Annotated in this window: 24 protein-coding genes and 1 tRNA gene; 9 read left to right on the top strand and 16 right to left on the bottom strand. The window is 61.2% G+C overall.

The genetic code is table 11. The annotated features are described in order from the left end of the window. The 4 genes from NW827_RS01640 to NW827_RS01655 form a co-directional block, all read right to left on the bottom strand. Positions 1 to 919: copper resistance protein CopC (locus tag NW827_RS01640; RefSeq protein ID WP_414503263.1), on the bottom strand; the 919-nt coding region annotated here is incomplete at its 3' end. Between the two features lie 19 nt (positions 920 to 938). Continuing rightward, positions 939 to 1,508, bottom strand: a complete 570-nt coding sequence (locus NW827_RS01645) for a YcnI family protein (protein ID WP_414359575.1) — start codon at positions 1,506 to 1,508, stop codon at positions 939 to 941. Between the two features lie 62 nt (positions 1,509 to 1,570). After that, positions 1,571 to 1,891, bottom strand: a complete 321-nt coding sequence (locus NW827_RS01650; protein ID WP_414359573.1) for a hypothetical protein — start codon at positions 1,889 to 1,891, stop codon at positions 1,571 to 1,573. Next, positions 1,891 to 2,172 carry a c-type cytochrome gene (locus tag NW827_RS01655; protein ID WP_414359572.1) on the bottom strand — a complete coding sequence of 94 codons (282 nt, stop codon included), beginning with the start codon at positions 2,170 to 2,172 and terminating at the stop codon, positions 1,891 to 1,893. The genes NW827_RS01650 and NW827_RS01655 overlap by 1 nt, the downstream gene beginning before the upstream one ends. 198 nt (positions 2,173 to 2,370) lie before the next feature. Here NW827_RS01655 and dnaG point away from each other — a divergent pair, with 198 nt between their 5' ends. Beyond that, positions 2,371 to 4,278: a DNA primase gene (dnaG, locus tag NW827_RS01660; protein ID WP_414503264.1), complete on the top strand. Its 1,908-nt coding sequence runs from the start codon at positions 2,371 to 2,373 to the stop codon at positions 4,276 to 4,278. Between the two features lie 25 nt (positions 4,279 to 4,303). Here dnaG and NW827_RS01665 read toward each other — a convergent pair whose 3' ends face one another. The 4 genes from NW827_RS01665 to NW827_RS01680 form a co-directional block, all read right to left on the bottom strand. Further along, positions 4,304 to 5,509: an NAD(P)/FAD-dependent oxidoreductase gene (locus tag NW827_RS01665; RefSeq protein WP_414503265.1), complete on the bottom strand. Its 1,206-nt coding sequence runs from the start codon at positions 5,507 to 5,509 to the stop codon at positions 4,304 to 4,306. Between the two features lie 159 nt (positions 5,510 to 5,668). Further along, a complete protein-coding gene (locus NW827_RS01670; protein ID WP_414403129.1) occupies positions 5,669 to 6,463 on the bottom strand; it encodes a photosystem II manganese-stabilizing polypeptide in 795 nt (264 codons plus the stop codon). A 419-nt stretch (positions 6,464 to 6,882) separates the two neighbouring features. Further along, on the bottom strand, positions 6,883 to 7,632 hold the full coding sequence (gene hisG / locus NW827_RS01675) for an ATP phosphoribosyltransferase (RefSeq protein WP_414359566.1): 750 nt from the start codon (positions 7,630 to 7,632) through the stop codon (positions 6,883 to 6,885). Positions 7,633 to 7,693: 61 nt separating this feature from the next. Continuing rightward, on the bottom strand, positions 7,694 to 8,089 hold the full coding sequence (locus NW827_RS01680) for a DUF1818 family protein (RefSeq protein ID WP_414403130.1): 396 nt from the start codon (positions 8,087 to 8,089) through the stop codon (positions 7,694 to 7,696). A gap of 63 nt (positions 8,090 to 8,152) precedes the next feature. Between NW827_RS01680 and NW827_RS01685 the strand changes: the two genes are divergently transcribed. From NW827_RS01685 to NW827_RS01695, 3 genes are all read left to right on the top strand, one after another. Next, positions 8,153 to 9,838 carry a SpoIID/LytB domain-containing protein gene (locus NW827_RS01685; RefSeq protein ID WP_414403131.1) on the top strand — a complete coding sequence of 562 codons (1,686 nt, stop codon included), beginning with the start codon at positions 8,153 to 8,155 and terminating at the stop codon, positions 9,836 to 9,838. 11 nt (positions 9,839 to 9,849) lie between these two features. Next, on the top strand, positions 9,850 to 10,875 hold the full coding sequence (era, locus tag NW827_RS01690) for a GTPase Era (protein WP_414403132.1): 1,026 nt from the start codon (positions 9,850 to 9,852) through the stop codon (positions 10,873 to 10,875). 64 nt (positions 10,876 to 10,939) lie between these two features. After that, positions 10,940 to 11,542: a glutathione S-transferase family protein gene (locus NW827_RS01695; RefSeq protein ID WP_414403133.1), complete on the top strand. Its 603-nt coding sequence runs from the start codon at positions 10,940 to 10,942 to the stop codon at positions 11,540 to 11,542. Positions 11,543 to 11,691: 149 nt separating this feature from the next. Here NW827_RS01695 and smpB read toward each other — a convergent pair whose 3' ends face one another. Both smpB and der read right to left on the bottom strand, forming a co-directional pair. After that, a complete protein-coding gene (gene smpB, locus NW827_RS01700) occupies positions 11,692 to 12,156 on the bottom strand; it encodes an SsrA-binding protein SmpB (protein WP_414403134.1) in 465 nt (154 codons plus the stop codon). Positions 12,157 to 12,214: 58 nt separating this feature from the next. Then, positions 12,215 to 13,591 carry a ribosome biogenesis GTPase Der gene (der, locus tag NW827_RS01705; protein ID WP_414403135.1) on the bottom strand — a complete coding sequence of 459 codons (1,377 nt, stop codon included), beginning with the start codon at positions 13,589 to 13,591 and terminating at the stop codon, positions 12,215 to 12,217. Positions 13,592 to 13,744: 153 nt separating this feature from the next. Between der and NW827_RS01710 the strand changes: the two genes are divergently transcribed. Next, positions 13,745 to 14,944, top strand: a complete 1,200-nt coding sequence (locus tag NW827_RS01710; protein WP_414359554.1) for an aspartate aminotransferase — start codon at positions 13,745 to 13,747, stop codon at positions 14,942 to 14,944. Here the strand turns inward: NW827_RS01710 and NW827_RS01715 are convergent. Both NW827_RS01715 and NW827_RS01720 read right to left on the bottom strand, forming a co-directional pair. Next, entirely contained in the window at positions 14,941 to 16,149 is a 1,209-nt protein-coding gene (locus tag NW827_RS01715; RefSeq protein WP_414403137.1) for a Coenzyme F420 hydrogenase/dehydrogenase, beta subunit C-terminal domain, read from the bottom strand. The two genes, NW827_RS01710 and NW827_RS01715, sit on opposite strands and share 4 nt — an antisense overlap. A gap of 126 nt (positions 16,150 to 16,275) precedes the next feature. After that, entirely contained in the window at positions 16,276 to 16,908 is a 633-nt protein-coding gene (locus tag NW827_RS01720; protein WP_414503266.1) for a response regulator transcription factor, read from the bottom strand. A gap of 294 nt (positions 16,909 to 17,202) precedes the next feature. Between NW827_RS01720 and NW827_RS01725 the strand changes: the two genes are divergently transcribed. Both NW827_RS01725 and NW827_RS01730 read left to right on the top strand, forming a co-directional pair. Further along, on the top strand, positions 17,203 to 19,254 hold the full coding sequence (locus NW827_RS01725) for a ribonuclease catalytic domain-containing protein (protein ID WP_414359550.1): 2,052 nt from the start codon (positions 17,203 to 17,205) through the stop codon (positions 19,252 to 19,254). Positions 19,255 to 19,329: 75 nt separating this feature from the next. Then, complete coding sequence (locus NW827_RS01730) at positions 19,330 to 20,343, top strand: phosphate ABC transporter substrate-binding protein (protein ID WP_414403139.1); 1,014 nt, start codon at positions 19,330 to 19,332, stop codon at positions 20,341 to 20,343. Positions 20,344 to 20,348: 5 nt separating this feature from the next. Here the strand turns inward: NW827_RS01730 and NW827_RS01735 are convergent, their stop codons facing one another. Then, entirely contained in the window at positions 20,349 to 21,470 is a 1,122-nt protein-coding gene (locus tag NW827_RS01735) for an LptF/LptG family permease (protein ID WP_414403140.1), read from the bottom strand. Between the two features lie 245 nt (positions 21,471 to 21,715). On the opposite strand from NW827_RS01735, the gene NW827_RS01740 reads away from it, so the two are divergent. Next, complete coding sequence (locus tag NW827_RS01740; protein WP_414403141.1) at positions 21,716 to 23,167, top strand: pyruvate kinase; 1,452 nt, start codon at positions 21,716 to 21,718, stop codon at positions 23,165 to 23,167. A gap of 10 nt (positions 23,168 to 23,177) precedes the next feature. Here the strand turns inward: NW827_RS01740 and lptB are convergent, their stop codons facing one another. Next, complete coding sequence (gene lptB, locus NW827_RS01745) at positions 23,178 to 23,906, bottom strand: LPS export ABC transporter ATP-binding protein (protein ID WP_414359543.1); 729 nt, start codon at positions 23,904 to 23,906, stop codon at positions 23,178 to 23,180. Between the two features lie 481 nt (positions 23,907 to 24,387). Between lptB and NW827_RS01750 the strand changes: the two genes are divergently transcribed. Then, the gene (locus NW827_RS01750; protein ID WP_414403142.1) at positions 24,388 to 24,879 is read left to right on the top strand and encodes a pentapeptide repeat-containing protein; all 492 of its coding nucleotides are present in this window, start codon (positions 24,388 to 24,390) and stop codon (positions 24,877 to 24,879) included. Positions 24,880 to 24,953: 74 nt separating this feature from the next. Here the strand turns inward: NW827_RS01750 and NW827_RS01755 are convergent. Next, a tRNA-Leu gene (locus NW827_RS01755) sits at positions 24,954 to 25,034 on the bottom strand. A 74-nt stretch (positions 25,035 to 25,108) separates the two neighbouring features. Continuing rightward, on the bottom strand, positions 25,109 to 25,990 hold the full coding sequence (locus tag NW827_RS01760; protein WP_414403143.1) for a PLP-dependent cysteine synthase family protein: 882 nt from the start codon (positions 25,988 to 25,990) through the stop codon (positions 25,109 to 25,111). Positions 25,991 to 26,149: the final 159 nt, after the last annotated feature.

Below are 26,149 nucleotides of genomic sequence, written 5' to 3' on the forward strand. Positions count from 1 at the left end.
GGCTTAGCAGGCGCTCCAGGCCCCCCCACCCCCCCACCCAAAAAGCCGAGCCGGCTAGATGCAGCCCCAAGAGGGCCATCGTCCCTGCTGGATACTCGCTAGTGAGGGCATGGCCGATGGGCAAAAACGAGCCAATCACCGCCATCGACCCCAATCCGCTGGCCCAGCCAGGGCCGCTCTCGCAGGCCCAGATCAGGATCCCCAGCCCCACCAGCCGCAGCCCTGTGCCCCAACCATAGGGAGAGGCCAGCACGCTCAGCAGCTCCGGCCCGGCAAAGTGGGGGTAGAGCTGGGCCAGGTGCAAACTCAAAGCCACCAGCGTCAGGCTGAGGGTGAGCCAGGCAGCCGCAAAAGCCCAGGCCTCGGCAGAGAGCTCTATTTCCTCTGCAGCGCCCGACCGCCCCCGCAGCAGCCGCCACCCACCCAGCACGCCCACCACAAACAGGCTGCCCAGGTAGATCCCCCAGCGCACTCCCACCAGCGGCCAATAGAAGGGATCCCCCGCTTGGGCTGCCCTCGCCGCCTGCAACAGCCCCGGATCCGCCGTCCCCACCTGAAAGGCAAACGAACCACTTACCGGGTGGGAATCGGCAGAGATGGCCCGCCAACTGACGATGTAAACCCCCTCCGGGATCTCCGCCGGCAAATCCCCCTGCGGTGCGTTGCCCGTGCTAACCAAGTTTTCCAGGGGTAGCACCTGGCCGTTGCCGTCCAAAACCTGGAGCTGCGTGAGCTGCACAGGTTCATTGAAGACCAGCCGCACCCGCGCCGGCGCTTCCTGCAGGATTGCTCCATCTTCGGGAAAGGTGGAGAGCAAGCTGGCATGGGCAAAAACGGGCTGGATCCCGCCCACCCACAGCAGGGTGCCCAGGAGACCCACCCGAATCCAGAAGAGGATCCCTTTTTGCAAAAAAGACATGATTCCAGCGGCAACCCGGCTAGCGAGCGCCATGGCCGTGGCCGTGGGTCCCTCCTTTGTCCGTCAGCTTCAGCAGCGGCGCCGGCTCTGGCAGGTTTTTGGGATCCTCCCCCGGCTGCGCCACCTGGATCCAGCGGTACATGCCTTGTTCACACTCCTGGATGACCGGGATGGGGATAGTCTCGCCGGGGCGATCCGGCAGCCTGAGGATGAGGCTGAACTCATCCATGAACTCATCCGGCAGGGATCCGCCGCTCCAGATCACCTCGGCCACTGTTTCGGTGATCATCTTCCCGTGGGACTCGTAGGGCTTATCCAGCGGCTTTTTCACCGTCTCAATTTTCCAGAGGGGGTGCACCATCGGCTTCACCGAGGTGGCCCCTTCCGGGATCTGCACCCGCAGGCGAATGGTTGGGGAGCCATCGCAGCCATGGGGCACGCGGAAGGTGAGCTTGGCAACGCTGCCCGCCGGGGCCTCTTTGGGATGGACAGTCACATGGGCCCAAGCAGAAGAAAGGGGCACAACGCTCATTCCCAGGGCCAGCAGAGATTTCTTGGCCAAGGCCAGGTAACTGTGCCAACTGAACATTGTAAATACTCCTTAACAACGCTAGGTGGAAAGGGAACTAGGCAGGATCCGGCCAACAAAAGCTAAGGATGGTGATGGGAGCCGTGGGATTCGGTCACGCTCATGCTGTGCTGACCCCAACTGGAGAGGCCCATGGACACCAGGCCGGCGCTGGCCAAGCCCATCGACACCAGCCCAAAGGAGAGGGCGCCCATGGCTACCAGGCCAATGGAGAGAATGCCGTGGGTCACCACGCCAATGGCCACCACTCCATGGGCGGAGATGCCGACGGCCACCAGCCCATGGGCCCCTATGCCAACTGACAGGAGCCGGCGGCGGGATCCCTGCCCTTCCGCCAAGCTTTGGGTTAGTAAGGCGGGGTTCTGAGCACCTTCTTTTCCCATCAGCCCTTGCTCCAGTTGTGCTCAGCGCGATCCAGAACGTAGGCGGCCACCGCCTCGATCTCTTCTGGCTTGAGGAGCTTGCCAAAAGCAGGCATGGCCCCTTTGCCGTTGCGCACCTGGGCTTGGATGAGCTCAGGCGTATCGACGTGGTACTCGTGCAGGGCAGCTAGGGAGAGATTTTTGGCCGGCACTATAGAGTTGCGCCCGTTGAGATGACAGCCCACACATTTGGCCTGAAAAACCTTGGCTCCCAAGGCCAAGTCTGGCTCTGCAGAAGCCACTTGTGGACTCCAAAAGAGGGTAGAGATGGCCAACAAAAGCCCTATAAAAAAAGGCTTGACAATTTGCATTTTCATCTTAGGCATTGACCAAAAACCAGCCTTCAAGGCATGCTCATTATCCCAGGCCCCTTGAGCCCCGTCAAAAGACGGCCTGTCGAGTTTCCCCCGCCTACCTTGAGGTTCGGATCCCTCCAAACCATGAGCGGTCTGCCCCCCGAGTTCATTCAACTGGTGCTCCAAAGGGCCGATATTGTCGAGGTGGTGGCCGAAAAGGTGGTGCTGCACAAGCGGGGCAAGAATTTCGTCGGCCTCTGTCCTTTCCACAACGACCACAAGCCCAGCTTTCAGGTCAGCCCCAGCAAGCAGATCTACAAGTGCTTCGCCTGTGGGGCAGGGGGAGATGTGATTCGCTTTGTCATGCAGACCGAGCATCTTTCCTTTGCCGACGCCGTGCGCCACCTGGCCCAGCGCTACCACCTGCCCCTGCCGGAGCCAAAGGGATCCCTGTCCCAGGACTACGAGCGCCAACTCTCCCACCGGGAAAAGCTGCTGGAGATTTTGGCCCTGGCTGCCGATTTCTATCGGCATGCTCTCCGCTCCCAGGTGGGAGCTGCAGCCCGCGAGTATTTGCACAGCCGGCGCCTAAGCGAAGAGACTTGGCAAAAGTTTCAAATTGGCTTTGCTCCCCCTGGGTGGCAGTCGCTCTACGAATACCTGGTTAACCAGAAGGGCCAGCCGGTCAAGCTCCTGGAAGAAGCCGGCTTGCTGGTGCCGCGCCAGCAGGGATCTGGCCACTACGACCGCTTTCGCAACCGCATCATGCTGCCCATTTTTGATCCCCAGGGGCGGGTAATTGGCTTTGCCGGCAGAGCCTTGGGAGAGGAGCAGCCCAAGTACCTCAACTCCCCGGAAACGGAGCTCTTTAACAAGAGCCAGGTGGTCTACGGCCTTAACTTTGCCCGCGACGCCATTGCCAAGGCCGACCAAGTCTTGGTAGTGGAGGGCTACTTCGATGTCATCGCCCTACACCAAGCCGGGATTGCCTATGCTGTAGCCGCCATGGGCACGGCCCTGACGCCGCAGCAGGTCAAGGCCTTGCTGCGCTATACGCAGTCTAAGCGGCTCATTCTCAACTTCGATGCCGACCCCGCCGGGTTCAACGCCGCCAACCGGGCTATCGCAGCCATTGAAGAGCAGGCGCGGCGGGGGGAAATTGAGCTGCGCATCCTCACCCTCCCCGCTGGGAAAGATGCCGACGAGTTCCTGCGGCAGCACCCCGCTTCCCAATTGGAGGCCCTGCTGGCTCAGGCTCCCCTATGGCTGGATTGGCAGATTGAGCAGGTGCTGGCCGGTCGAGATCTCAGCCAAGCTGCCGATTTCCAGCAGGCCTATCAGGCGCTGGTGCACTTGTTGGCTGGCTTGGGCGGACAGTGGCGCTCTCTGTACATTCACAAGGTGGCAGAATTGCTTAGCCGCGGCAACGCCCGCCTTAGCCGCGACCTGGAAGAGGATCTGCGCCGTGCCGTACGCCAGCACCGCTGGGCTCAACCCCAGCAACTTTCTGCCAACAAGGGATCCAAACTGTTGCAAGCAGAGTCCCACCTTCTGCAGATCTTCCTGCATTTTGCCGAGTACCGCCGCGAGATCCGCCACACCTTGCTGGAGCGAGAGCTGCAATTTAGCTTCCGTCCCCACCGGGAGTTGTGGCAGCGGATCTTGGAGCTACTGGCAGTGCAACCGGAGCTGGAAGAGCAGGGAGAGGCTCTGCTGACGGCTTTGCGCACCCTCTGCGCCCAAGACGATGAGCTCAACGAGCGCCTTAGCCACCTGCTCTGGCTGGATGAAACAACCCGTATTGCCCTGATGCGCCCCCAGCTGGTGGTGCGCGCCGCCTTGGCCAACATGGAGCTGGAGATTCGCCAAAAGCGCTACCGCTACTGGACCCAGCTTTGGGATCAAGCCTTTTCCGAGGGCAACACCGCCCTTGCTGCCCAGTACCAGGCCAGTATTCAACAGGAATATCAAGCCATTCGGGCCTTGCAGCGCCAAGTCCAACTGAGCCTGGAAGACCTGCTGGAGACACCGCCGGCTGAGGAGGGGTCTTGAGCAAGGAGGGAGGATTCTTTTGCCCCTATCCCTGAGGGAGAGGGGCAGCGGCTGAGAACCCAGCAAAGCGCGCTGGTGAGAGACTGGGAAGCCACTCATCGGCCTGTCCGTAGGCCTGCTGGGCAAAGCGGCGGGCCAAGGCTGGCACAATGGCCAAGGGGTTGCTGAAGCCGGAAAAGAGTTGCAGCCCTTCCCAGCCGGGCAGGGATCCCACCAGAGGGTGGTGATCGCTGCTAAAGGCCACTAAGCAGTGGCGCCAGCGCCCGGGCAAGTGAGCTACTGCCGGCAAGTAGCGCTCTGCTTGGGAGCGGATTTGCGCTTCGCTAGCGGCGGCATCCACCTCGGCCTGGGGATCCGTCAGCACCCGACTGATCTGGCCCAGGCGAAGGCTGCCGTCTAGAAATTGCAGGATCCCGACATCCAAAATCGGCGGGCAGATCTCCTGCCCCGGCTTGTCCCAGAGGGGATCCCGGTCGGGGTGGCCGGCTTGCCGCTCCAGCTCCAGGCGCTGCACGGGCGCACTCATGACAATGGTTCTCAACCGCACCTCTGCAGGCTCCAGCTCAAGGGATTCGGCGTGGGTGAAGTAGATAGGGGCCCAGATCCCGGCCTGGCGCAACAGAGCCCGCGTCCAGCCGCCGGCGCACACCACCACCTGGGCTGCCCCATAGCAGCCTGTAGGGGTCTCCACCCCCGTGATCCGCTGCCCCTGCCGCCGCAAGCCGGTTACGGTTTGCAAAAGCAGGGATCCCCCCAGGCGTTGGAAAGCCTTCTGAAAAGCCAGCGTCGTCAGCCAGGGATGAATGTGGCCATGTCGCGCCCAGAGCACGCCCTCCAGGGCCACCGGATTCAAGAGGGGCTCCAGCTCACAGGCCGTCTCCACGGAAATGCGCTGGGGTGGGATGCGACAGTCAGCCAGATCCGCCTCCACGCTTTCCACGGAGTAGCCAGGAGCAATCAGCAGGAGCAGATCCAGCTCGCGAAATTGCAGATCCGCCTCCAGCTCCTCTGAGAGGGTGCGATAGCGTTGGATCCCTTCCTCCCCCAGGGCTTTGAGGAGGGGGGTTTTCCCCGCCCAATGGGCCAGGCCACCGTAGCTGTAGCGAGTGGCACTGGGCGGCAGCGCCTCCTTTTCAATTAGAAGAACGGATCCCCCCTGGCGGGTCAACTCATAGCTTAGGGCCGCCCCTGTGATCCCGCCCCCGATGACGATCCAGTCGTAGTTGGCCATGCCTGTTGCGCTCCTCGAAGGCCATAGCTCCTGGCTGGCGTCAACCCGCAGAGAGGGGTGTAAGGTGCCTACCCCAAGACCTGCCACTGCTGCACCCTTGGCAGGAACAAATAGGCAGGGAGAGATCCCTGCCTCGGGTATGAGCTGCCTCAAGCTTTTTTAGGACTCCTGCGCCAGCCGCGCATAAAACAGGCCCTGAACGCGAACGGTGCGAGGTTTCAGTGCCCCCTGCTCGGTGCTAGATTGCTGAATGCTCACAAAGGAGCCACCTATTTCTCCGCTGCTGGGATCCACGCGAGCAATGCGCAGCGACATTTTCCCCTGGGAGATCTCGTCCACCTTGCGGTTGGCAGCAAAGTCCTCCTTAGCTGCCTGCAGCCCTACAGCCGTGTCGTAGCCAGTGCTGGAGCCGCGCCCCCGCGAGTCGAGGAAGCTGCTGGTACGGTAGCCAGGCACCAAGAACTCTCCTTCAAAGTCCGTTGAGGGATCGATGGCGGATCCTGGAGCGGTAGCCACCAAGTCTTTCACGCTAAACAAAAAGGGCACCCGCTCGCCGCGGGGTAACTGACCGGTGGTCGGCTGAAAAGTGATCCCATCCACCACTTTGAGCTCCAACCCGCCGTCTTTAGGGGTGACTTCCGCCTTAATCGGTCCCAGCGTGGCCGCCGAGATCATAATGTTTTTGGCCTTGATAAACTCTTTTTCCCCGTTCCGTTTTTCTTCTTCCACCTCAATTTGCACTGGCTGGAAGCAGACATCGGTTAGCTTTAGGGATCCCCCCTTGGGCACCTCAATGCGGCCGCGGGCATCGTCCGAGACCGAAGGGCAAATGGCCGCCTTGCCCGTGTTGCGGATCTGGTCGTAGGTTAGAGGAGCCTTGGCCGCCTCAGCCCGAAAGGCGAAGACGCTCAGACAGAGGGCCAACAGGATGGCGAGTAGGGGACGGTACCGCATAATCAACCTCGAAAAACCTGTTTTGAATCTGCTGGGGCAATTAAACCAATGCCCCCATTGTACGCAATCCTGACATCCTCCCAGCCCTGACCCTACGAGTACAGGGGCTCTTTCCTCCTTCCTCCCGTTGACTTGCCTGCTCGCGTCAGGGGGACGGAGTTCTGTCGGTAGGGTTTGCAACCCTCAACCCGATGCTGACCTCCAGAAGGGAGCAGAAGGGCGGTCTGTCTTCCCCGCAAACCCTCAAGCCTTCCTAGGGCTGTCCGAAGGGCGGGGCGGAAAAGAGTCGCTCACCAGCTTTAGTGTCGGGGGAGTGTCAATACCCCGTCTGCTCTGGGGACAGGAGCCCGGTATCCACTGGGGCAGAGGAAGAGACAAAAGCCTTGTCGTCAGGCACCTGCCTAGGGGGTAGTTCACGGCTAGCCAACTGCTAGTACAGAGCCCAGCCAGCGCTCCCGGATCTGAGCCACCAACTCGCCAATGGGCTGCTGGTTAACCCGGTAGCTGGTGGGATGGGCAATCAGGCGGGCTGTGCTCTCGAAGAGACAGTCCCGTTCCACCAGGCCATTTTCCCGCAGGGTACGTCCGGTGGCTACTAAGTCCACGATGGCATCAGCCATGCCAACAAGGGGAGCCAGCTCCACCGAGCCAGAGAGGGAGATGAGCTCCACCGGCAAGTCCAGGCGGTCGAAATACTCGCGGGCGCAGCGGACAAACTTGGAAGCTACCCGGGCATAGGGAGGCAACTGGGCCGCTGAGGTGTAGGGGCTGTCTTGGGGAAGAGCCACCGCCATGCGGCAGTAGCCAAACTTTAAATCCAACAGGTGGGCTACCTCCGCTTTCCTGCCGGCGTAGCGCTCCCGCAGGACATCGTAGCCGACAATCCCCAGTTGGGCCTGGCCGTACTCCACGTACACTGGCACGTCCTGGTTGCGCACCAGCAGCGCCGCGTAGCGCTGTCCCTTGAATTGGGTGGGGGATTCAATGCGCAAGAGGCGATTGGCCGGATCCAGAAAGCGGCTGAAGTCGATCCCTACCTGCTGCAAACAGCGGATAGCATCGGCTAGCAAAGCTCCCTTGGCTAGGGCAATGGTAATTGGCTGGCCATCTGGAGGGCAATCTCGGCAGTCGCGAGGCTGAGCCGGCTTGAGCTCTGAAGCTGTCGACATGAGGGTTCTGGCGCTGCCCCACTGCAACCATCCTAACGAATTCCCTGGGCCATTACTGGATCTAAACTTTGCCTTGCTCCCGCAACTGGGCAAGAGCACGACACAGCCCTGGGACAGCCTCTGCTGGCCAGAAGCCTTCGCCGCGCCGGCCCTGATGCAACTGTAGGTAAAGATCCCAGGCAGTGGGGCTGCCACTGGCAATCAAAGTTAGCCAGGGGAAAGTTCGCTCCAGAGTGATGCTCTCTTCTGCCATCAGTTGGGAGGCTATGGCTTCCATATCCTGCTGCAGGCAGTACACCCCCTGCCCAAAAGCTTGCCACTCTTCTTGAGTTAGCTCCAGCGCCCACGTTTCTCCCCCCACCAGGGCCACAAACGGGGATCGCGCCGGATCCCAGCCCAGTCGCCAGCCGGCTCCCTTGCGCAGAGGAGGGGGGGTAGAGGGGAAAAAAGCATCCATACAGGGGTAGGCCAAAGAGATGCAGGTAGAATCAACGGGGTGCGTTATCAGCATAAAGCGTCCATGCCCAGTTACCAACCTCCCCCCACCCAGCCTCGGCCCCCCTTGCAGAGTACGCTCATTTCTGGCTTGGGTGTGCTGCTGGCGGCTTTGGCGTTTCGCGCTGCCGGCGCCCCTCCTGGAAAGACTTGGGCGACGGTGGTTACCCCGCAGAACCCGATTTTACGGGTGGGCATCCTGCAGCACTTTGGTCGTTCTGAGAAGGATCAGGTGGAGTTGGCGGCACCAACTGGGTCGCTGCTGACGCTGGAATTTCCCCAGGCCGACGGCAGCACACAAACGCAGCGCACCCCGCGAGTAACCGTTGGGATCGTCAACCGCGCCTTAGCCCATCCAGAAACCGTTTACCGCCTTATCCTCAGCAGTCACAAAAGTTTTGAGAGCGCCGAGGCCAGCGCCAACTATTGGCAGGCTCTAGGGATCCGCACTGAGATTGCTCAGCCCCAGGAATGGCAGGTGTGGGCCAGCCGCGCCTACACTCCCCAACAACTGCTCCAGATTCAACAATATGCGCAAGCAAAAGAGATCCCCCAGGTGCGGCTGGAGGTGCAACAGCGGCGCCAGCAGCCACAGCTGAGCTGGGTGCATGGTTACTTTCGCTACCACCGCACCCGGCTTCGGGTAACCTCGGATGCCGGCTATCTGCAGGTGAACGACCGCTACTATGCTGGCTCGATTACCATTCAGCCTAACGCCTACGGCAGCTACACCGTGGTCAACGCCGTGCCCTTGGAAACCTATTTGCGGGGGGTGGTGCCCCATGAGGTAGGGCCGGGGGCTCCCTTTGCTGCCATGGCCGCCCAGGCCATCTTGGCGCGCACCTACGCCCTCAAGAACCTGCACCGCTTTCAGATTGACGACTACCACCTCTGTGCCAACACCCACTGCCAGGTTTACAAGGGGCTGACGGGAACCCACCCGCGGGCTGACGAGGCCATTCGCCAGACCACCGGTTTGGTACTTACCTACAATGGCGAGCTGGTGGATGCCGTCTATTCCTCTGCCAATGGCGGCATCTCTGCGGGCTTTGAAGAGGTGTGGGACGGTGAGCCCCGCCCTTACTTGCGCCCTCGCGCCGACATTGCCCCCCAGGCGGAGCTGGTCTTTGACTTGCGGCAAGAAGACAACTTGCAGGCCTTTCTGAGGCGGCGGGAGGGTTTCAATGAAGCAGGGGTATCCCCCCTTTTCCGCTGGGAGTTCTCCCAATCCCTGGCTGAGCTAAACGCCCAACTGCGGGCTAACCAAGACTACCTGGGGATCCCCCTGCCTGAATGGACCACCATCCAGAGGCTACAGGTTCTGGAGCGCTCGGTCAGTGGTCGGGTGCAGGCGCTGCGGGTGGACTTGCAGACGCCCCAAGGGCCTTACTCGCTGGTTTTGCGCAAGGATCAGGTGCGCCTGGCCTTTCCCCGCCTCTACAGCACCCTATTCCGCATCGAGCCCCTCAACCAGGGCCAGCAGCTGACGGGCTACCGCTTTATCGGCGGCGGTTTTGGCCATGGGGTGGGGCTGAGTCAGTACGGCGCCTACACCTTGGCCCGGCAGGGGTTGAATGCGGCCCAGATCCTCGCTTTCTACTACCCCGGCACGACCCTGGCCAGTCTGGGATCTCTTTCCCTACCCCTCCCCGAGGCTTTGCTAGCTTTGGACAATGACCAGGAGCACTTCTTGCCCACCTACCAGAAATAGGGTTCGCAATAATGGCAGCAGAACAGCAGGAAGAGCATGCCAGCTATTCTCCGCTTCCGGATCTCGCAGGGCAGGGGATCCCAGAAGCGCTGGAGCCAGCTCGAACGAGGGAGCTGGAGCCCTCTGCCCTCCCGACTGCCCCAGCAGGGTTTAAGTCAGGGTTTGCAGCGCTCATTGGACGGCCCAATGTGGGCAAGTCCACCCTCATGAACGCCCTGGTGGGCCAGAAGATTGCCATCACCTCCCCCGTGGCTCAGACCACCCGCAACCGCCTGCGCGGGATCCTTACCTTGCCCCAAGCCCAGATCATCTGGGTGGATACTCCCGGCATCCACAAGCCCCACCACCGCCTGGGGGAGATCTTGGTGCACAACGCCCAGGCTGCCATTGGGAGCGTGGATGTCGTCCTCTTTGTGGTGGATGGCTCGGTGCCGGCAGGGCGGGGAGATGCTTTTATCGCCGAGCGGATCCCTGCTGCTACCCCCTGCATCCTTGTCTGCAACAAAGCCGATCTCCTGCCCAAAGACGCGGCCAGGCGCCAGGCTCACCAGGAGAGCTACCAAGCCCTGCGGCCCGACGCCCCCGTCGTCTGGGTGTCGGCGTTGGATCCCAGCAGTTTGGCGCCCCTCATCCAGGCTACTGTTGACCTGCTGCCCCCCGGGCCCTATTACTATCCGCCCAACCTGGTAACCGATCAACCAGAGCGATTCATCATGGCGGAGCTTATCCGGGAACAGGTGCTACTGCACACCCGCGAGGAGGTGCCCCACTCGGTAGCCGTGACCATTGACCAGGTGGAAGAAACCCCCACCGTTACCCGTATCCTAGCCACCCTCTACGTGGAGCGGGACTCGCAAAAAGGGATCCTCATCGGCAAGGGAGGAGAAAGGCTCAAGCAGATTGGCCAGGCCGCCCGCCTCCAGATTCAAAAGCTCATTGCCGGCAAGGTATACCTGGAGCTCTTTGTCAAGGTCCAGCCCCACTGGCGGCGCTCCGAGCACCTGCTGCGCAACTTCGGCTATCGGCTGGAGTCCTAGGGGTGCAAGAGGGTCCCGCAGGCGATGATAGTGATGGTAAAGTTATAGGCTGAGGCTGACGACCATGCTGCGACTGTACGGGATCCCCACCTCCGGCAATTGCTACAAAGTGGAGCTGCTCCTCAGGCAGTTGGGGATCCCTTACGAGACGGTTGAGGTCAATTCCAGAACTGGAGAAAATCGCCGCCCCGAGTACCTGGCCAAGAATCCCCTGGGCCAGATCCCGGCCTTGGAGCTGGAAGATGGCACGGTCTTGGCCGAGTCGGCGGCAATCTTGGTTTACCTAGCAGAAGACACCCCCCTCTACGGCCAAACGCGGCTGGAGCGGGCTGAGATCTTGAAATGGCTCCTTTTTGAACAGACCCGCATTGCCCGCTACATTGCCACCACTCGCTTCCTAGTGCGGACTGGACAAGCCGAGGCCAACGCCGAGCTGATTGCCCAGAACCGGAAACTTGGCACGGAGGCTTTGGAGATCATGGAAGGCCATCTGCGGGGGAAAGCGTTCTTCGTGGGTAACCGCTACACGATTGCAGATCTGGCCCTTTTTACCTACACCCATGTGGCTGAGCAGGGTGGCTTCGACCTCAAACCCTTCCCCAACATCCGCGCCTGGTGTGAGCGGGTGCAAGCCACCGAGCGCTTCTTCCCTCTCCCGGGTGCCTAGAACTCCCTAGGCAGCGGACCCTACCTCCCCCTGGGGGGCCGACCGAGTTGGATCTTGCTTCCGAGCCTCTCCCTGAAGCTGCAGCAAGGGCGCCAGTGCCATTGGAGAGCGCAGGTTACCCCCTTGGAGCTACCGGGAGTTGGCGGGCCTTAGCGCCCCTTGAGCTCCCGCTGGATTTCCCGCCGCGTCTCCCGTTCCTTAATGGCTCGCCGCTTGTCGTGGAGCTTTTTGCCGCGGGCCACGCCCAGGTGGGCCTTGATCCAGCCGCGGTTAAGCACCAGCCGCAGGGGAACCACAGTCAGGCCCTTCTGCTCCACCAAGCCCCGCAGGCGGTCGATCTCACGGCGGTGCAATAGCAGCTTGCGGCGGCGGGTGGGATCGTGGTTGAGTTCCTTGCTGGTAGTTCCGTGGGGGGCAATATGCAGGTTGTGCAGCCAGGCCTCGCCATCGCGAAAGAGCGCAAAGGCGTCCTGGAGATTGGCTTTGCCGGCTCGGATGGATTTCACCTCTGTGCCGGTTAGCTGGAGCCCGGCTTCGTAGGTCTCCAAGATCTCGTACTCAAAGCGGGCGCGGCGGTTTTCCACTAGAGTTTTGACGTTGGCATCCACAGCCATAAGCCTTGTTTGCGGTTTGCTCAAGAGAAAAAAGCTGTTGTCTTGCCGCTGTGGAGTCCTAGGGGGAGGCCAGGGATCCCTCTAGCTTGCGCACTTCCTGGCCCACCCGCCGCTCGGACTTGCCGCGCCAGATAAAGCGGAGGGGAGTGCCGGTGAAGTCCAAGTTTTGCCGGAAGTGCTTTTCCAGGTAGCGGCGGTAGTTTTCTTTGAAGAGATCGGGATCGTTGACAAAGAGGAGGAAAGTAGGGGGCCGCTCCCCTATTTGAGTGCCGTAGTAGATCCTACCCTGCCTGCCCTGGCGGTTGGCGGGGGGTGACTGCCAGGCAAGGGCATCCTGCAGCACCTCGTTAACCACAGAGGTGGGGATGCGTTTGCGATGGGCGGCTACCGCCGTGTTGACCTCGGCAAAGATCTTGTGGGTGCGCTGCCCCGTGAGGGCGCTGACAAACAACAGGGGTGCCCAGTCAATGAAATAAAGCCGCTCGCGGATCTCGCGGGTGTACTCGTTAATGGTGTAAGTATCTTTGTTTTCCACCGCGTCCCACTTGTTGACAACGATGATGCAGGCGCGGCCTTCTTCCTCAATGCGGCCAGCTAGCCGCTGATCCTGCTCGGTTACCCCCTCCAGGGCGTCAATGACCAGCAGCACCACATCCGAGCGCCGGATGGCTTTGAAGGCGCGGTTGATGCTGAAAAACTCCACCCCATATTCCACCCGGCTTTTCCTGCGGATCCCGGCCGTGTCGATGAGGCGATAGCTCTGCCCCTCCCACTCCACCAGAGTGTCGATGGCATCGCGGGTGGTGCCAGCAATGGGGCTGACAATGGCCCGCTCGGATCCCACCAGGCGGTTGAGCAGGCTGGACTTACCCACATTGGGCCGGCCGACAATGGCTACAGCAATGGGCTCTGCTTCACCGGCAGCTTCCTCTCCTTCCGGCAGATGAGGCAGCACCGCCTCCAGTACCTCTGCCACTCCGTTGCCGTGGATGGCGGAACAGGGGATCGGTTCCCCCAGCCCCAGCTCCCAAAAAGCTGCCGCCTGGGCCAGGCCCAGTTGCCCTGACTCGCACTTGTTGACAGCCACCACCACCGGCAGGGGTTGTTTGCGCAGCCAATCGGCCAATTCTTTGTCAGCAGGAGTTAGCCCCTCGCGGCCATCCACCACGAAGATGACGGCATGGGCCTCGGCCATTGCCAGCATGGCCTGCTGGCGGATGTGGGGCAGAAACTCACTGTCGTCGCCAAAAACCAGCCCGCCTGTGTCCACCACCCGCAGGCGGCGCCCATTCCACTCCACCTCTTGGTAGAGGCGATCCCGCGTTATGCCGGGCTCGTCGTGGATAATGGCCGCCCGCGTCCCTGCCAGGCGGTTGACGAGACTGGATTTGCCCACGTTGGGGCGACCCACAACGGCAACTACAGGTAGGGGCACGACTCCAATCGCCAAAAGGCCAAAGCTAGATCTCCATCCTAGCCGTTGGTTTTCTTGCTGCCCAAGGCTGGCTCTGCTCTGCATTGCCTTGGGAGCAGCTCTGGCGATAAGCTGTGCAGTTAACCCCAAGTCAGCCCCCTCTGGACTGGTTTTATGAACCTTGCCCCCGCCCAACGCCTACGCAAGCTGCCTGCCTATGTCTTTGCCCGTCTGGATGAGCTGAAGGCCCGCGCCCGCCAGCAGGGGTTGGATTTGATCGATCTGGGCATGGGCAACCCCGATGGCCCCACTCCCCAGCCGGTGGTGGAGGCGGCCCAGGCGGCCATTGCCGATCCTGTCCACCACGGCTACCCTCCCTTTGAGGGCACGGCCAGCTTCCGCCAGGCAATTGCTGAGTGGTACTGGCGCCGCTATGGAGTGGAGCTGGATCCCGATGGAGAGGTGCTGCCTCTTTTGGGATCCAAAGAGGGCCTGACCCACCTGGCCTTGGCCTATGTGGATCCGGGGGATCTGGTGCTGGTGCCCAGCCCCGCCTACCCGGCCCATTTTCGCGGCCCCATGATTGCCGGCGGGCAGATCTACCCGCTGCTGCTGCGCCCCGAAAAGGGGTGGCTCATTGACCTGCAGGAGATCCCGCCGGAGGTGGCCAAGCAGGCGCGGGTGCTTTACTTCAACTACCCCAACAACCCAACGGCGGCGGTGGCGCCCCGCTCGTTTTTTGAAGAAGTGGTGGCCTTTGCCCACCGCTATGAGCTCATTCTGGTGCACGACCTGTGCTACGCGGAGCTGGCCTTTGACGGCTATCGGCCCACCAGCCTGCTGCAGATCCCTGGCGCCAAGGACTTGGCCGTGGAGTTCCACACCCTCTCCAAGACCTACAACATGGCTGGCTGGCGGGTGGGCTTTGTGGTGGGCAACCGCCAGATTATCCAGAGCCTGCGCACCCTGAAAACCAACCTCGACTACGGCATTTTTGGCGCACTGCAAAAGGCGGCCGAGACGGCTTTGGCCCTGCCAGAGAGCTACCTACAGCAGGTGCAGGAGCGCTACCGCCGCCGGCGCGACTATCTCATTGGCCGCCTGGCGGAGCTGGGCTGGCAGATTGAGCCGCCGCGGGCAACAATGTACCTCTGGATCCCGACCCCCCGCACTGCCGATGGCACTCCCGAGGGATCGACGGAGTTTGCCCTGCGGGTGCTGGAATCTACGGGCGTGGTCGTAACCCCTGGCAGCGCCTTTGGGGAAGGGGGGGAAGGCTATGTGCGAATTAGCCTGATTGCCGATTGCCAGCGCTTGGGCCAGGCCATCGACCGCTGGGCGGAAGCCGGGATCCGCTACCTCACCTCCAGCTAGGGAGAGGGGAGTTGGTACTGCTCTACAATGCGCCGGGCAAAGGGAGGGACATGCTGCTCCAGCTTGTGGGGGTAGTGGCGGCGCAGGTAGAGATAGTTGCGGACAAAGTGGGAATCAATGGAAAAGCGGGCATATTCCAGGCCACGGGGCCCAAAGCGCTGGATTGCTGCCCCCAGGATCCGAGCCAGCCACATGGGCAAGCTCAGGGCTTGCTCGTAGGCTTGGATCCCCTGCTGCACTGCCGCTCGCCGGGATCCCTGCGAGATCACCGGTTGGGTTTCCAGCTCTTCCCAAACCAGATCCAAGAGCTCCCGCCCGCGCCAGTTGCGCACCAGCAGCCACTGCCAGCCAAAGGGGGATCCCATGTAGCCCACCACCAGATCTGCCAGGCCGTTGACGTAGTCGAAACAGGTAAGGCAAGAGGGGGCAAACACATCTTTTAGTTCCTTGGTTTTGAGGCCGAAAAAAGGCACCTTTTCCACCGAGCCGTCTTCGTGTTTGAAGTGGATGTGGAAGTCCTGCATGAACTCGTAGTGCACCACCGTTTGCGGGGAGCGGCTGGTGGTTTCCAAAAACTTCTGCAGGCCGGCGCGGCTGACATTGTCCACACAGGGCGTGCCCAGCACGTAAAGCCTCTCTAGGCCCAGCTTTTTCTCCACCGCCCGCAAAGCCTGGATCTGACAGCCCACCCCGATAACCAAGAGGCGCTTGAGACCACTTTGCTCCACCTGCTCCAGGACGGAGAGATTGGGGGATAGGGTTGGCTTGTTAACCCGCGCCGCCAAGACCGCCTCCGGAGTACGCGCCAAGACAGGCCGCGGCTGAAAGCGATCCTGGGGATCCGCCTGCACGCACACCACCCCTTCTACTAGGCCGCTGCTGAGGGCCTTCATGCCGATGCTGCTGACGATGCCCGTCCACTGGGCACCCGGGATTGGATCCCGCCTGCGGGCCGTGTACATTGCCTCATAGACGCCAAAGTAGTCGCTGTCGCTAACGGCAGTCGACTCCGAGCGCAGCGACTCGCGGGATTGCCCGTGGGTTTGCTCTTCCAGGCGGGTAAACTGCTGGTTTAAGAAGGCACAGGCTTCTTTGACGTAGGCGACATAGCGGGTATCGCAGAGGCCGCACTGGCTGCACAGCTCTTTGGCCGGATAGTGGCCGGAGCGGATGGGTCGGGCCGGACGCGGGAAACGGGATCCCATGGGGTCTAGATCGTAGTGGACAGAGGCACCCTGACCGGTTACCTCACTTTATTAGTTTGCTGCCAAAACGACAGACAAGGGCAGAAAAGTTGCCCCGGACAGCAGAGAAGTCCTCTCGGTAGCCCCTCAGCCCCTGCCCAAACCACTTTCGAGGGCCCAGCGGGCCAGCTCGGTGCGGTTGTGCAGGCCAGTTTTGGCCAGCATGTTGCTGACATGGCTTTCGACGGTGCGCTGGCTCACCCCCATCACCTCGGCAATCTCGCGGTTGGACATCCCTCTAGCCACATACTGGAGCACCTTGGTTTCTGTGGGGGTCAGCTCAACTTCCCGATCCAGCTTGATGACCGGCTGAATGCCGACACTTCGCATTTGCAACAGGCGCTCCGTGTGTTTGAGGACGGCTTCCACCTGGGCCACCAGCTCTTCCGCTTCAAAGGGTTTGACCAGGTAGGCGTCTGCCCCCGTATTGAGCCCGCGTACCCGATCGGTCGTTTGCCCGCGCGCCGACAGAAAAATGACCGGGATCCAATCCGTGGTGCTATCAGAGCGAATGGTCTGGACAAAGGTGTAGCCATCCATCTCCGGCATCATCACATCGCAGACAATGAGATCCGGAGTCCAGTGGCGCATTATTTCCAGCGCTTCCCGTCCATTGCTGGCTGCCACCACCTCGTAGCCCCTAAACTCCAGGTAATCCTTCACCAGGAGGATGAGATTGGGATCATCATCAACAATTAGTAGGCGCTTTGGGCTGTTCACGGCTAACCTCGTCGTTGCCAACAAGCCTAGGGGACTAGCTAGATAAATTTCCGGGGATGGGGAGACCGCCAATCTCCGGTCAAGGCTCTACCTTGCTGCTGCTGGTCCTCACTGGCTTGGTAGCTTTCCTTAGAAATATCACAGGCAATACGCAAACAGCAGCCCACTCTAACGATCCCGCAATAACTGGGAGGAGCTGCTTTGTTCAAAGTTGCGTGGCGGGTTTTTCCCATGGCCAGGGGAGAGGGAGCTGGGAGAGAATGTTGACAGCAGCAAGCATGATGGGTAGAGAGGGTGGAAAAGGGTACGCTGGTAGAGTTCCGCCACAATAACGAGCGGCTATTGGCGGTAGTTCAGGGCACAGAAGGCAAAAAGAATCTCCTCCTGGAGGTGCCCTCAGGGCAGGTTTATAGCGTTCACCCCCGCCAAATTACGTTTGCCCTCAACGGCAATTCCAGCTTTACGGTTTCCGATATCCCCAGCTTCTGGCAGGCGGTACAGGCCAAGCTGGATCCCGAAAGCTTGGCTCTGGCTTGGGAATTGGTTCAGGAGGAGCGCCGGCCCCTGAGCCTGTCGGAGATGGCGCAGCTGTTGTTTTCTGACGATTCCCCAGTCTCCACCTATGCTGCCTACCGCCTCTTGAGCGAGGATTACATCTACTTCAAGGCAAAGGGGGAGGGCTACGAGCCGCGCCCGCCGGCGCAGGTGAAGGAAATCCTCCACCAAATTGCTGTTACCCAGCAGCGGCAGCAGGAGCAGGCCGAGTTTGAGGCCCGCCTAAGGGCAGCGGTGGCCCAGCCTGGGCAAAAGTACACTTGGACCCCAGCGGAACGAGCTCGTCTGGAGCTGCTGGAGCGCCTAGCGCTGCAGGGAGCGGCAGCTAGCATTCGCAACTATGAGGATCTTTCCCACAACCTTACCCCCTCGGATCGCGAGCGGGCCTCCCACCTGCTGCGGCTACTGGGATTCCCCGACACGCCGCAGGGGGCTTTTGAGGCTTTGGTGGCTTTGGGCCTGTGGAGCCGCCACGAGAACCTGGCCTTGCGCCTCACCGGGATCCCCACCCAGTTTCCTAAGGAGGTGGAGCGCTACACCCAAACTTTGCTGGGCGGCCCTCCTCCCTTCCTGGATCCCCATCTGCGGCGGGATCTCACCCATCTCCACACCTACACCATTGACGACGCCAGCACCCGCGATATCGACGATGCCCTCAGTGTTGAGTTTTGGTCGGAGGAGGAGATCAAGCTCTGGATCCACATTGCCGATCCCAGTTGCTGGGTGCAGTGGGGGGATCCTCTGGATCTAGAGGCCCGCCGGCGGGGTACCAGTGTCTATTTGCCCGAGCGGGTGATCCCGATGTTTCCACCGGAGCTGTCCACCGGCCTAATGAGCTTGGTGCAGGGGGAGGTGCGGCCTGCCCTCAGCTTCGGCATCTGGCTGGGATGCGACGGTGCCGTGCGCAACTACGAGATCTGCCTTAGCCAAATCCAGGTCAACTACCGCCTCACCTACGACGATGCCGACGAGATGCTGGAGTTGGGGGCAGAGGCCCAATTGACGGCCATTGCGCGGGCAGCCCAGTGGCGCTACGCCTGGCGGATGGCTCAAGGGGCCATCCAGATCGGCCTGCCGGAGCAGGACATTAAGGTCATTGACGAGACCCCCCACCTGCGCGTTATCGAGGATACGCCGGCGCGGCAGATGGTGGCGGAGATGATGGTGCTGGCCGGCGAGGTGGCCGCTCGCTTTGCTTGCCAAAATGGGATCCCAGTGCCCTATCGCCTGCAGCCGGCTCCTGAGCTCCCCCCGCCGGAGGTTTTGGATCTGTATCCCCAGGGGCCGGTGAGATCCTTTGCCATCATGCGCTGTCTATCGCGGGCAGAGGTGGCCACCCAACCGGGGCGACATACGGGGCTGGGTCTCGATGCCTACTGTCAAGTAACTTCCCCCATTCGCCGCTACCTGGATCTGGTGGCCCACTACCAGATCAAGGCTTTTTTGCGGGGGGATCCCTTGCCCTTGACCGAAGCCGAGGTGCAGCAGTTGTTGCTGGCCATTGAGCCGGGCACTGCAGAAGCGGTTCAAGTGGAGCGCAAGTCCAAGCGCTACTGGAGCATCGAGTACCTCCGCCAGCGACCGGGGCAGATTTGGCGGGCCTTGGTCTTGGGCTATCTGCGGGAGGAGGAAAACCTCGTCATGGCTCTGCTGGAGGAGATTGCCTTTCGGGTGCCGGTGCGCCTAGAACGCCAGGTTCCTCCGGCAACTTGGATTGAACTGGAAGTCGTGCAGGCAGATCCCCGCGCCGATGTGATTGAGTTACGGGAGGTGAGGGACTTTGTTCCTTGACCTGTTGCTCACGTCAAAGGGGCAAGCAGCTGATACAACAGAGGGAGATCCTCCCTGTTCTTCAGGAGAAATTCCATGACCCCGCGGCCTTCCGGTCCGCCGCCAATTGTCTACATCTTCTTGATTGCCCTCTTGGGGGGTGGTGGCTGGTACGCCTATCGCTCCGGCCTATTGGACTCCTTCCTAACTCGAGGGAACGTGCCTTCTGTCCCCGGCCAGATGCCGGCTGCCCAGCCCCAAGCCCCGACAGCACCCAACCTTCCCCAGGCGCAAGCCCCCAATCTGCCTGCCAGCTCGGTTAACCTGGATACTTCCCTGCCCAACCCGGCGGTGCTGCAGATGGATGGCAGTGTCACCATGGTGCGCCTTGTCTTGGCCTTGAAGGCGGGCTACAGCCAGCGCAACCCTGGTATTCCCATTACCTACGGGATCCCCGATGGCAAGCCCAATGGCTCTAATGCCGGCCTCAAGGCCCTCATGGAAGGCCGCATCCAGCTTGCTGCCAGCTCTCGTCCCCTCAATGCCAGCGAGGTGCAGGCGGGTTTGCAGGCGATCCCGGTGGCCAAAGATGCCCTGGCGGTGGCGGTGGGGGTAAACAACCCTTACAAGGGCGGCCTGACGCTGCAGCAGTTGGCCGATATCTTCCAGGCCCGGATCACCAACTGGAGCCAGGTGGGGGGGCCGGATCGCCGGATTCGTGTTCTTAACCGCGCCCCCCAGAGCGGCACCTACACTGTCTTCCAGGAGCTGGTGCTGCTGGGGCTGCCCTTTGCCCCCGACAACCCGCCCTACTTCACCACCGCCACCCAAGATGTCACCACTCCGCTTCTGCGGGCTTTGGGGGAAGATGGCATCACCTACAGCACTGTGGATCAGGTGCAGAACCAGCAAACGGTAAGGATGGTGCCCATTGATGGCCAAATGCCCACTCGCGAGGCCATTCAAAGTGGCCGCTACCCGCTGGCTCGCAACGTATTTTTGGTGGTGCCGCCAAAAACCAGCCCCGTGGTGGCTGACTTCATCAACTACGCCCTCTCCGACCAAGGCCAACAAATTATTGGCCGCACCGAGTTCATCCCCCTGCGCTAGCTAGCCTAGCGATTGGCTCGGTAAAGCAGTCCCAGCCCCACTGCGGAGCAGATGAAGTTGGGCAACCAAGCTGCCACCTCCGGCCCCAGCGTCCCAATCTGCCCCAGCGCCTGGCTGACAAACAGCAGCACGTAGTAGGCAAAGATAATCAGCACGCTGAGGCCCAGGCCCAGAGAAGAACTGGTGCGCTGGGGGCGCAGGCCCAGAGGCGCCCCAATTAAGGTAAAGGCCAGACAGGCAAAGGGGATGGCGTACTTTTGGCTAAGGTTGACCTGGAGGCGGCGTACCCTTTGCAGATCCCCCGAGCTGGCGAGGACTTCGATGTAGCGGCGCAGCTCTTGAATGTTCATCTCCTCGGGGCTGCGAACCTCCTGGGCCAGATCCAGCGGCGCCCGCGACAGACGCAGCTCCTGCCGAGCAAAGGTGGCGATGTTGCGGTAGGTGCCGTCGGGCGAAACGAGGTAGGTGGTGCCCTCTTCAAACACCCAGAGGTTCTCCTGGGGATCCCAGCGCCCCCGTTGCGCCAAGAGAATTTGGCTGAGAGCCTCGTTGGAAAAATCGAGGACAATGACGCCGCGCATCTGCTGGCCATCGAAGCTGCGGGCATAGAACTGACGGGTTAGCCCTTGCCGGCGGGAAAAACTGCCGTCCGGCTCGGGCGTAAGGATCTCGCCAAACTCTTGGTAAAGAATGTTCTCGCGGCGAAAGTCCGGATCCCGGTTCAAAGCACGGTTTAAAGTCAGGGCCGCCTGGCGGTTGCTCACCGGCACCACCAGCTCGTTGAAGAGAAACGTTAACGTCGTCACCAAGAGGCTGAGGAGGAGAGCAGGCACCACCAGACGGTAGAGACTCACGCCGCAGGCCCGCAGGGCAGTGATCTCGTTATCAGCAGACAGGCGCCCATAGGCCAGCAGTGTTGCCAGCAACATGGACATGGGGAACGTCAGGACGATGATCCCCGGTGCCCGCAACACAAACACTTGCAACGCTGCCGAAAGGGACAGCCCCGCCTCTACCACCAGGCGCACCAGCTCAAACAGGGATCCCACTGCCATCACCAGGGTGGTAAACGCCCCCACCCCAAAGAGAAAGGGCAGGAGCATCTCGGAGATGAGGTAGCGATCCATCAGACCTACCGCACAAACAATGGAGAGTCTGGGGCAAGACTGCTCAACTGGACAAGGAGTAGGAGGAAAAGAGAGTTTCACGCAGCCCAAGGAAGTAGTAGCTAGGACAGCCAGCCCTTCGGGAGAGTCGAAGGCTGTTAACGACTTTAGACCAGAACCCTAAGCAACAAAATTGCCTCTCTTTCTCAACCCAATCCGCCTATAATTGGGCTCCGACTAAGCTTCGGCCTTGAGGTACCTTCCGTATGGCTTCCTCTTCCCTTAAGGCTTTGCTAGAGCGGCTCCTGGAGCTGCGCCGGCAAGTGGTCGAGGGATCCCAGACCTACCTGGCCGCTTGGGGCTGTTCTGCGGATCCTCCTCCAGCCATTTGCAACCTGGCGCGCTACCTAGCGCTGCGCCAACACGATCTGCGCAACCTGCAATTAGAGCTGGCTGCTGTGGGGCTGTCCTCGCTGGGGCGATGCGAATCGCGGGTTTTGGAAAACCTGGATGCGGTGATTGCTATTTTGGCAGCCACGCAGGGCCTAAGCCACAAGGGGCCCAGCTACGAAGAGTTTTACGCTGGAGACATGGCGCTGGAGCAGCACACTGCGGTTCTCTTTGGCCCTCCCTCGCCCCACCGCCGCGCCCGCATCATGGTAACCCTGCCCAGCGAAGCTGCCGAGCAGCCAGAGCTGCTGCTGCAACTGTTGCAGCGGGGCATGGACGTAGCACGAATCAACTGCGCCCACGACGAGCCCTCAGGGTGGGAGAAAATGGTGGCCCACCTGCGCTGGGCCGAAGCCCAGACCCAACGGCGCTGCAAGATTTTGTTCGACCTGGCCGGCCCCAAGATCCGCACTGGCCCGGTGGCCATGCCCCCCGGCAAAGCCAAGGTGTACTGCGGGGATCGCATCCTGCTCACGGCAGCCATGCCGCCAGTTAACTCTGACATCTCCTGCCAGGTGGCTTGCACCCTGCCGGAGGTTTTGGCAAACCTGCAGGTGGGAGCAACTGTTTGGATCGACGACGGCAAGATTGGCGCCCGCGTCGTGGGGATCGAGCCGGCGGGCGTGGTGCTGGAGGTGGACAAAGTTGCTCCCCAGGGCAAGAAGTTGCGAGCCGAAAAAGGCCTCAACTTTCCCGACAGCCAACTCCCAATCCAGCCCCTGACCGAGAAAGACCGCCAAGACCTGGACTTTGTGGTGCAGTATGCCGACCTAGTGGGCTATTCCTTTGTCCAGCAGCCGGCGGATTTGCAGGTGCTGTTTGCTGAGCTGGAGCGGCGCCAGGCTCGGCCTGACTTGGGGTTAATCCTGAAAATCGAGACCCGACAAGCGGTGAAAAACCTGCCGGCTCTCATCGCGGCGGCTGCTAATAGGCCGCTGGGGGTGATGATTGCCCGGGGAGATCTGGCCGTGGAGATGGGCTGGCTGCGCTTGGGGGAGATCCAGGAGGAACTGCTGTGGATCTGTGAGGCCGCCCATGTGCCCGTGGTGTGGGCTACGCAGGTGCTGGATCAGCTCACCAAAAAGGGCTTGCCCTCCCGGCCTGAGCTTTCCGATGCGGTGATGTCTGCCCGCGCCGAATGCGTCATGCTCAACAAAGGTCCCTACCTGCTGGAGGCGGTTGCCCTTCTGGATGAGCTGCTGGCCCGCATGCAGGCCCACCAGCACAAGAAAAGCCAACGCCTGCGGGCTTTGTATTCCTGGCAGTAGAGGAAGCTCATTAGAGGCGGAACTTCTCCCCCAGGTAATACTTGCGCACCAAGGGATCCGCCGCCAGCTCCGCTGGTGTACCCTTGGCCAGGATGGCACCCTCGTTGAGAATATAGGCCCGGTCGGTGATCTCCAGCGTCTCCCGCACGTTGTGGTCAGTAATCAAAACACCGATGCCCCGCTGCTTGAGCTTGGCCACCACCTCCTGGATATCTGCCACCGCAATGGGATCCACCCCTGCGAAGGGCTCATCCAGCAGCAGGAATTTTGGCCCGTGGATCCCGGCAGCCAGAGCGCGGGCAATTTCGGCGCGGCGCCGTTCTCCCCCCGACACCTGCAAGCCCAAACTGTGGGCCACATGGGCAATGCGGAACTCCTCTAGCAGGTGGTTGAGGCGCTGCTGCCAGAGGCGGCGGGGCACCCCCGTCTGCTCCATAATCAGCAGCAGGTTGTCTTGGATGCTGAGGCGGCGGAAGATGCTGGGCTCCTGGGCCAGGTAGCCGATCCCCAAGCGGGCGCGGCGATGCATTGGCAGATGGGTAATATCTTGGTCATCCAGCCAGACATGGCCTCGGTTGGGCTGGATCAAGCCGGTCATGATGTAAAAGGTGGTGGTTTTCCCCGCTCCATTGGGCCCCAGCAACCCAACAATTTCTCCTTGCTCAAGGCTCAAGTTGACATCCTTGACCACCTCGCGGCGGCCATAGCGCTTACAGATGTTTTCCAGTCGAATCTGCATAGACCAGCACAGGGTTGCTGTTCAATGTTGACTGATCCTGGAGGGCTAGTTCCATAGAGGCTTCTCCCTTTTCTCCCCAGGCTGCTCCAGACCTGCATGGGAACTGGGAGATCCTCGCCGCCTGCCGTAGCTGCACGCGCTGCCTCCAAAGGGGAGGCTCGGTATCCAGCAACCTCGACTCCGATTGTCGCTGTCGCCGCTGCGGTTGCTCCCTGCGTTGCCGTCCTCTCCCCTCCTGGGAAAGCTTGCCTGTCGCCCGGCTCAGCTCGAGGAAAGGCAAGCCGAACCCTCCTCCTTGGCTGGCAATCCCCTGGAATTCAGTTTTGCTGGGACTGGGGCAATCAACCGCTGGCTGTGGATCGCTTTCCCCCATTTGAGAGAGTGGCCGAAGCCAGCAGATACCACTATCATGGGACCAACGCAGGACAACCCCGCTCCGCTGGATTGTCTTCGTCACTCCTCGAGATGAGGCCTGGTTACCATGAATCTCCATCTCAAAGCTTCCGCCGCTTTGGCGCTGCTGACCACGGCTGCTGTCGCTTCCGCTGCCGCTGCCACACCTCCTAACGCCTGCTTCCTACGCTACCTACTGGCCTCCAAAGCCTGCCCTAACTGCCGCCTAGGATCCCTTGAGCTGAGCCACCTGGATCTGGCGGAAGCCAACCTCCAGGGCGCCGACCTCATCGAGGCCAATCTAGAGCGCACCATCCTGACAGGCGCTAATCTTAGCGGTGCTTATCTGGTGGGAGCCAACTTGCGGCGAGCCCAGTTGCCTGGCGCCAACCTCAGCGGTGCCTACCTGGAGGGAGCGGACTTGCGGGGTGCAGATTTGCGGGGGGCCAATCTCTCCTTCGCCTCCCTCTACGGCGCCGACTTGCGCGGGGCCGATCTGCGCAATGCCAATCTGGCTGGAGCTGACCTGCGCTTTGCCCGCACCTGGGGCGCCCGCCTGCAGGACGCCATCCACGAGTAGCGCAAAAAGCCAAGATAGCTCCACTGCCTGTTTTCCCTCTCAAGGAGAAGGAGCAGTTAGAGGCGAGGATATACTGCGGATGGCGAGACTCGAACTCGCATGGCAAAGCCACACGCCCCTCAAACGTGCGCGTATACCAATTCCGCCACATCCGCGCTAGCTTGACTCCCACTATCCTAGCAGCAAAAAGGCTGGGGTGTTAAGGGGCCGGCAACTGGACAGCAAGGCACTAATCCTCCGTCCAAAACCGCTCTGAGAGGTACTTGTCGGCCCCATCGCAGAAAATGGTGACCACAACCCCACTTGAAAGTTGGCGCGCCACCTCAAGGGCAGCCACCACATTGGCACCAGAAGAGATGCCTACTAGTAGCCCCTCCTCCAAGGCTAGGCGCTTTACCATCTTCTGGGCAGCTTCAGTGGAAACCTCGAGGTGCCGGTCCGGCAAGCTGGGATCATAAATCTCTGGCTTGAGAGCAGTCGCCATGTGCTTGAGGCCTTCAAGGCCGTGGAAGGGGGAGTCGGGCTGCATGGCAATGATCTGGATATCAGAGCGGTACTCCCGCAGGCGCCGCCCTACCCCCATGCAGGTGCCGCTGGTGCCTAGCCCGGTTACAAAGTGGGTGACCTGTCCCTGGGTTTGCTCCCAGATCTCCACCCCTGTGGTCTCGTAGTGGGCCTGCCAGTTGGCGGGGTTGCTGTACTGGTCGGGATAGAAGTAGAGATCGGGGTTTTCGGCATAGAGAGCACGAGCTTTCTCGATGGCCCCATCGGAGCCAAGGGCTGGATCCGTGAGCACTAAGTCCACGCCGTAGGCAGCGAGGATCTTCTTGCGCTCTGGGCTGGCGTTGGCCGGTAGGGCCAGCTTCACCTTGTACCCCAAAGCTGCCCCTATCCAGGCATAGGCGATGCCCGTGTTGCCGCTGGTGGCATCCAGAATGATCTTGCCAGGCCTCAGCTTGCCCTCGCGTTCGCCAGCCCGAATCATGTTCAGGGCCGGGCGATCCTTGACCGAGCCCCCGGGGTTGTACCACTCTGCTTTGCCATAAACTCGTACCGCTGGCGGCAGATCAGCAGTAACCCGTCGCAGGCGAATAAGCGGTGTGCGTCCCACCAACTCAATGGGGCTCTCCACTGCAGGGGGCAAGGGGCGAGAAGAAAACGCACTCGGGTACAAGCGGGATCCCTCGCTAGACGAGCACTGGACTGGATAACCATTGCTCATCTTATCCCGGGGTTTACCAGTTCTGGCCTCTTCTGGGCTTCCCCGCTT

This window comes from Synechococcus sp. H70.1 (assembly GCF_047502705.1).
Classification (GTDB): domain Bacteria; phylum Cyanobacteriota; class Cyanobacteriia; order Thermostichales; family Thermostichaceae; genus Thermostichus.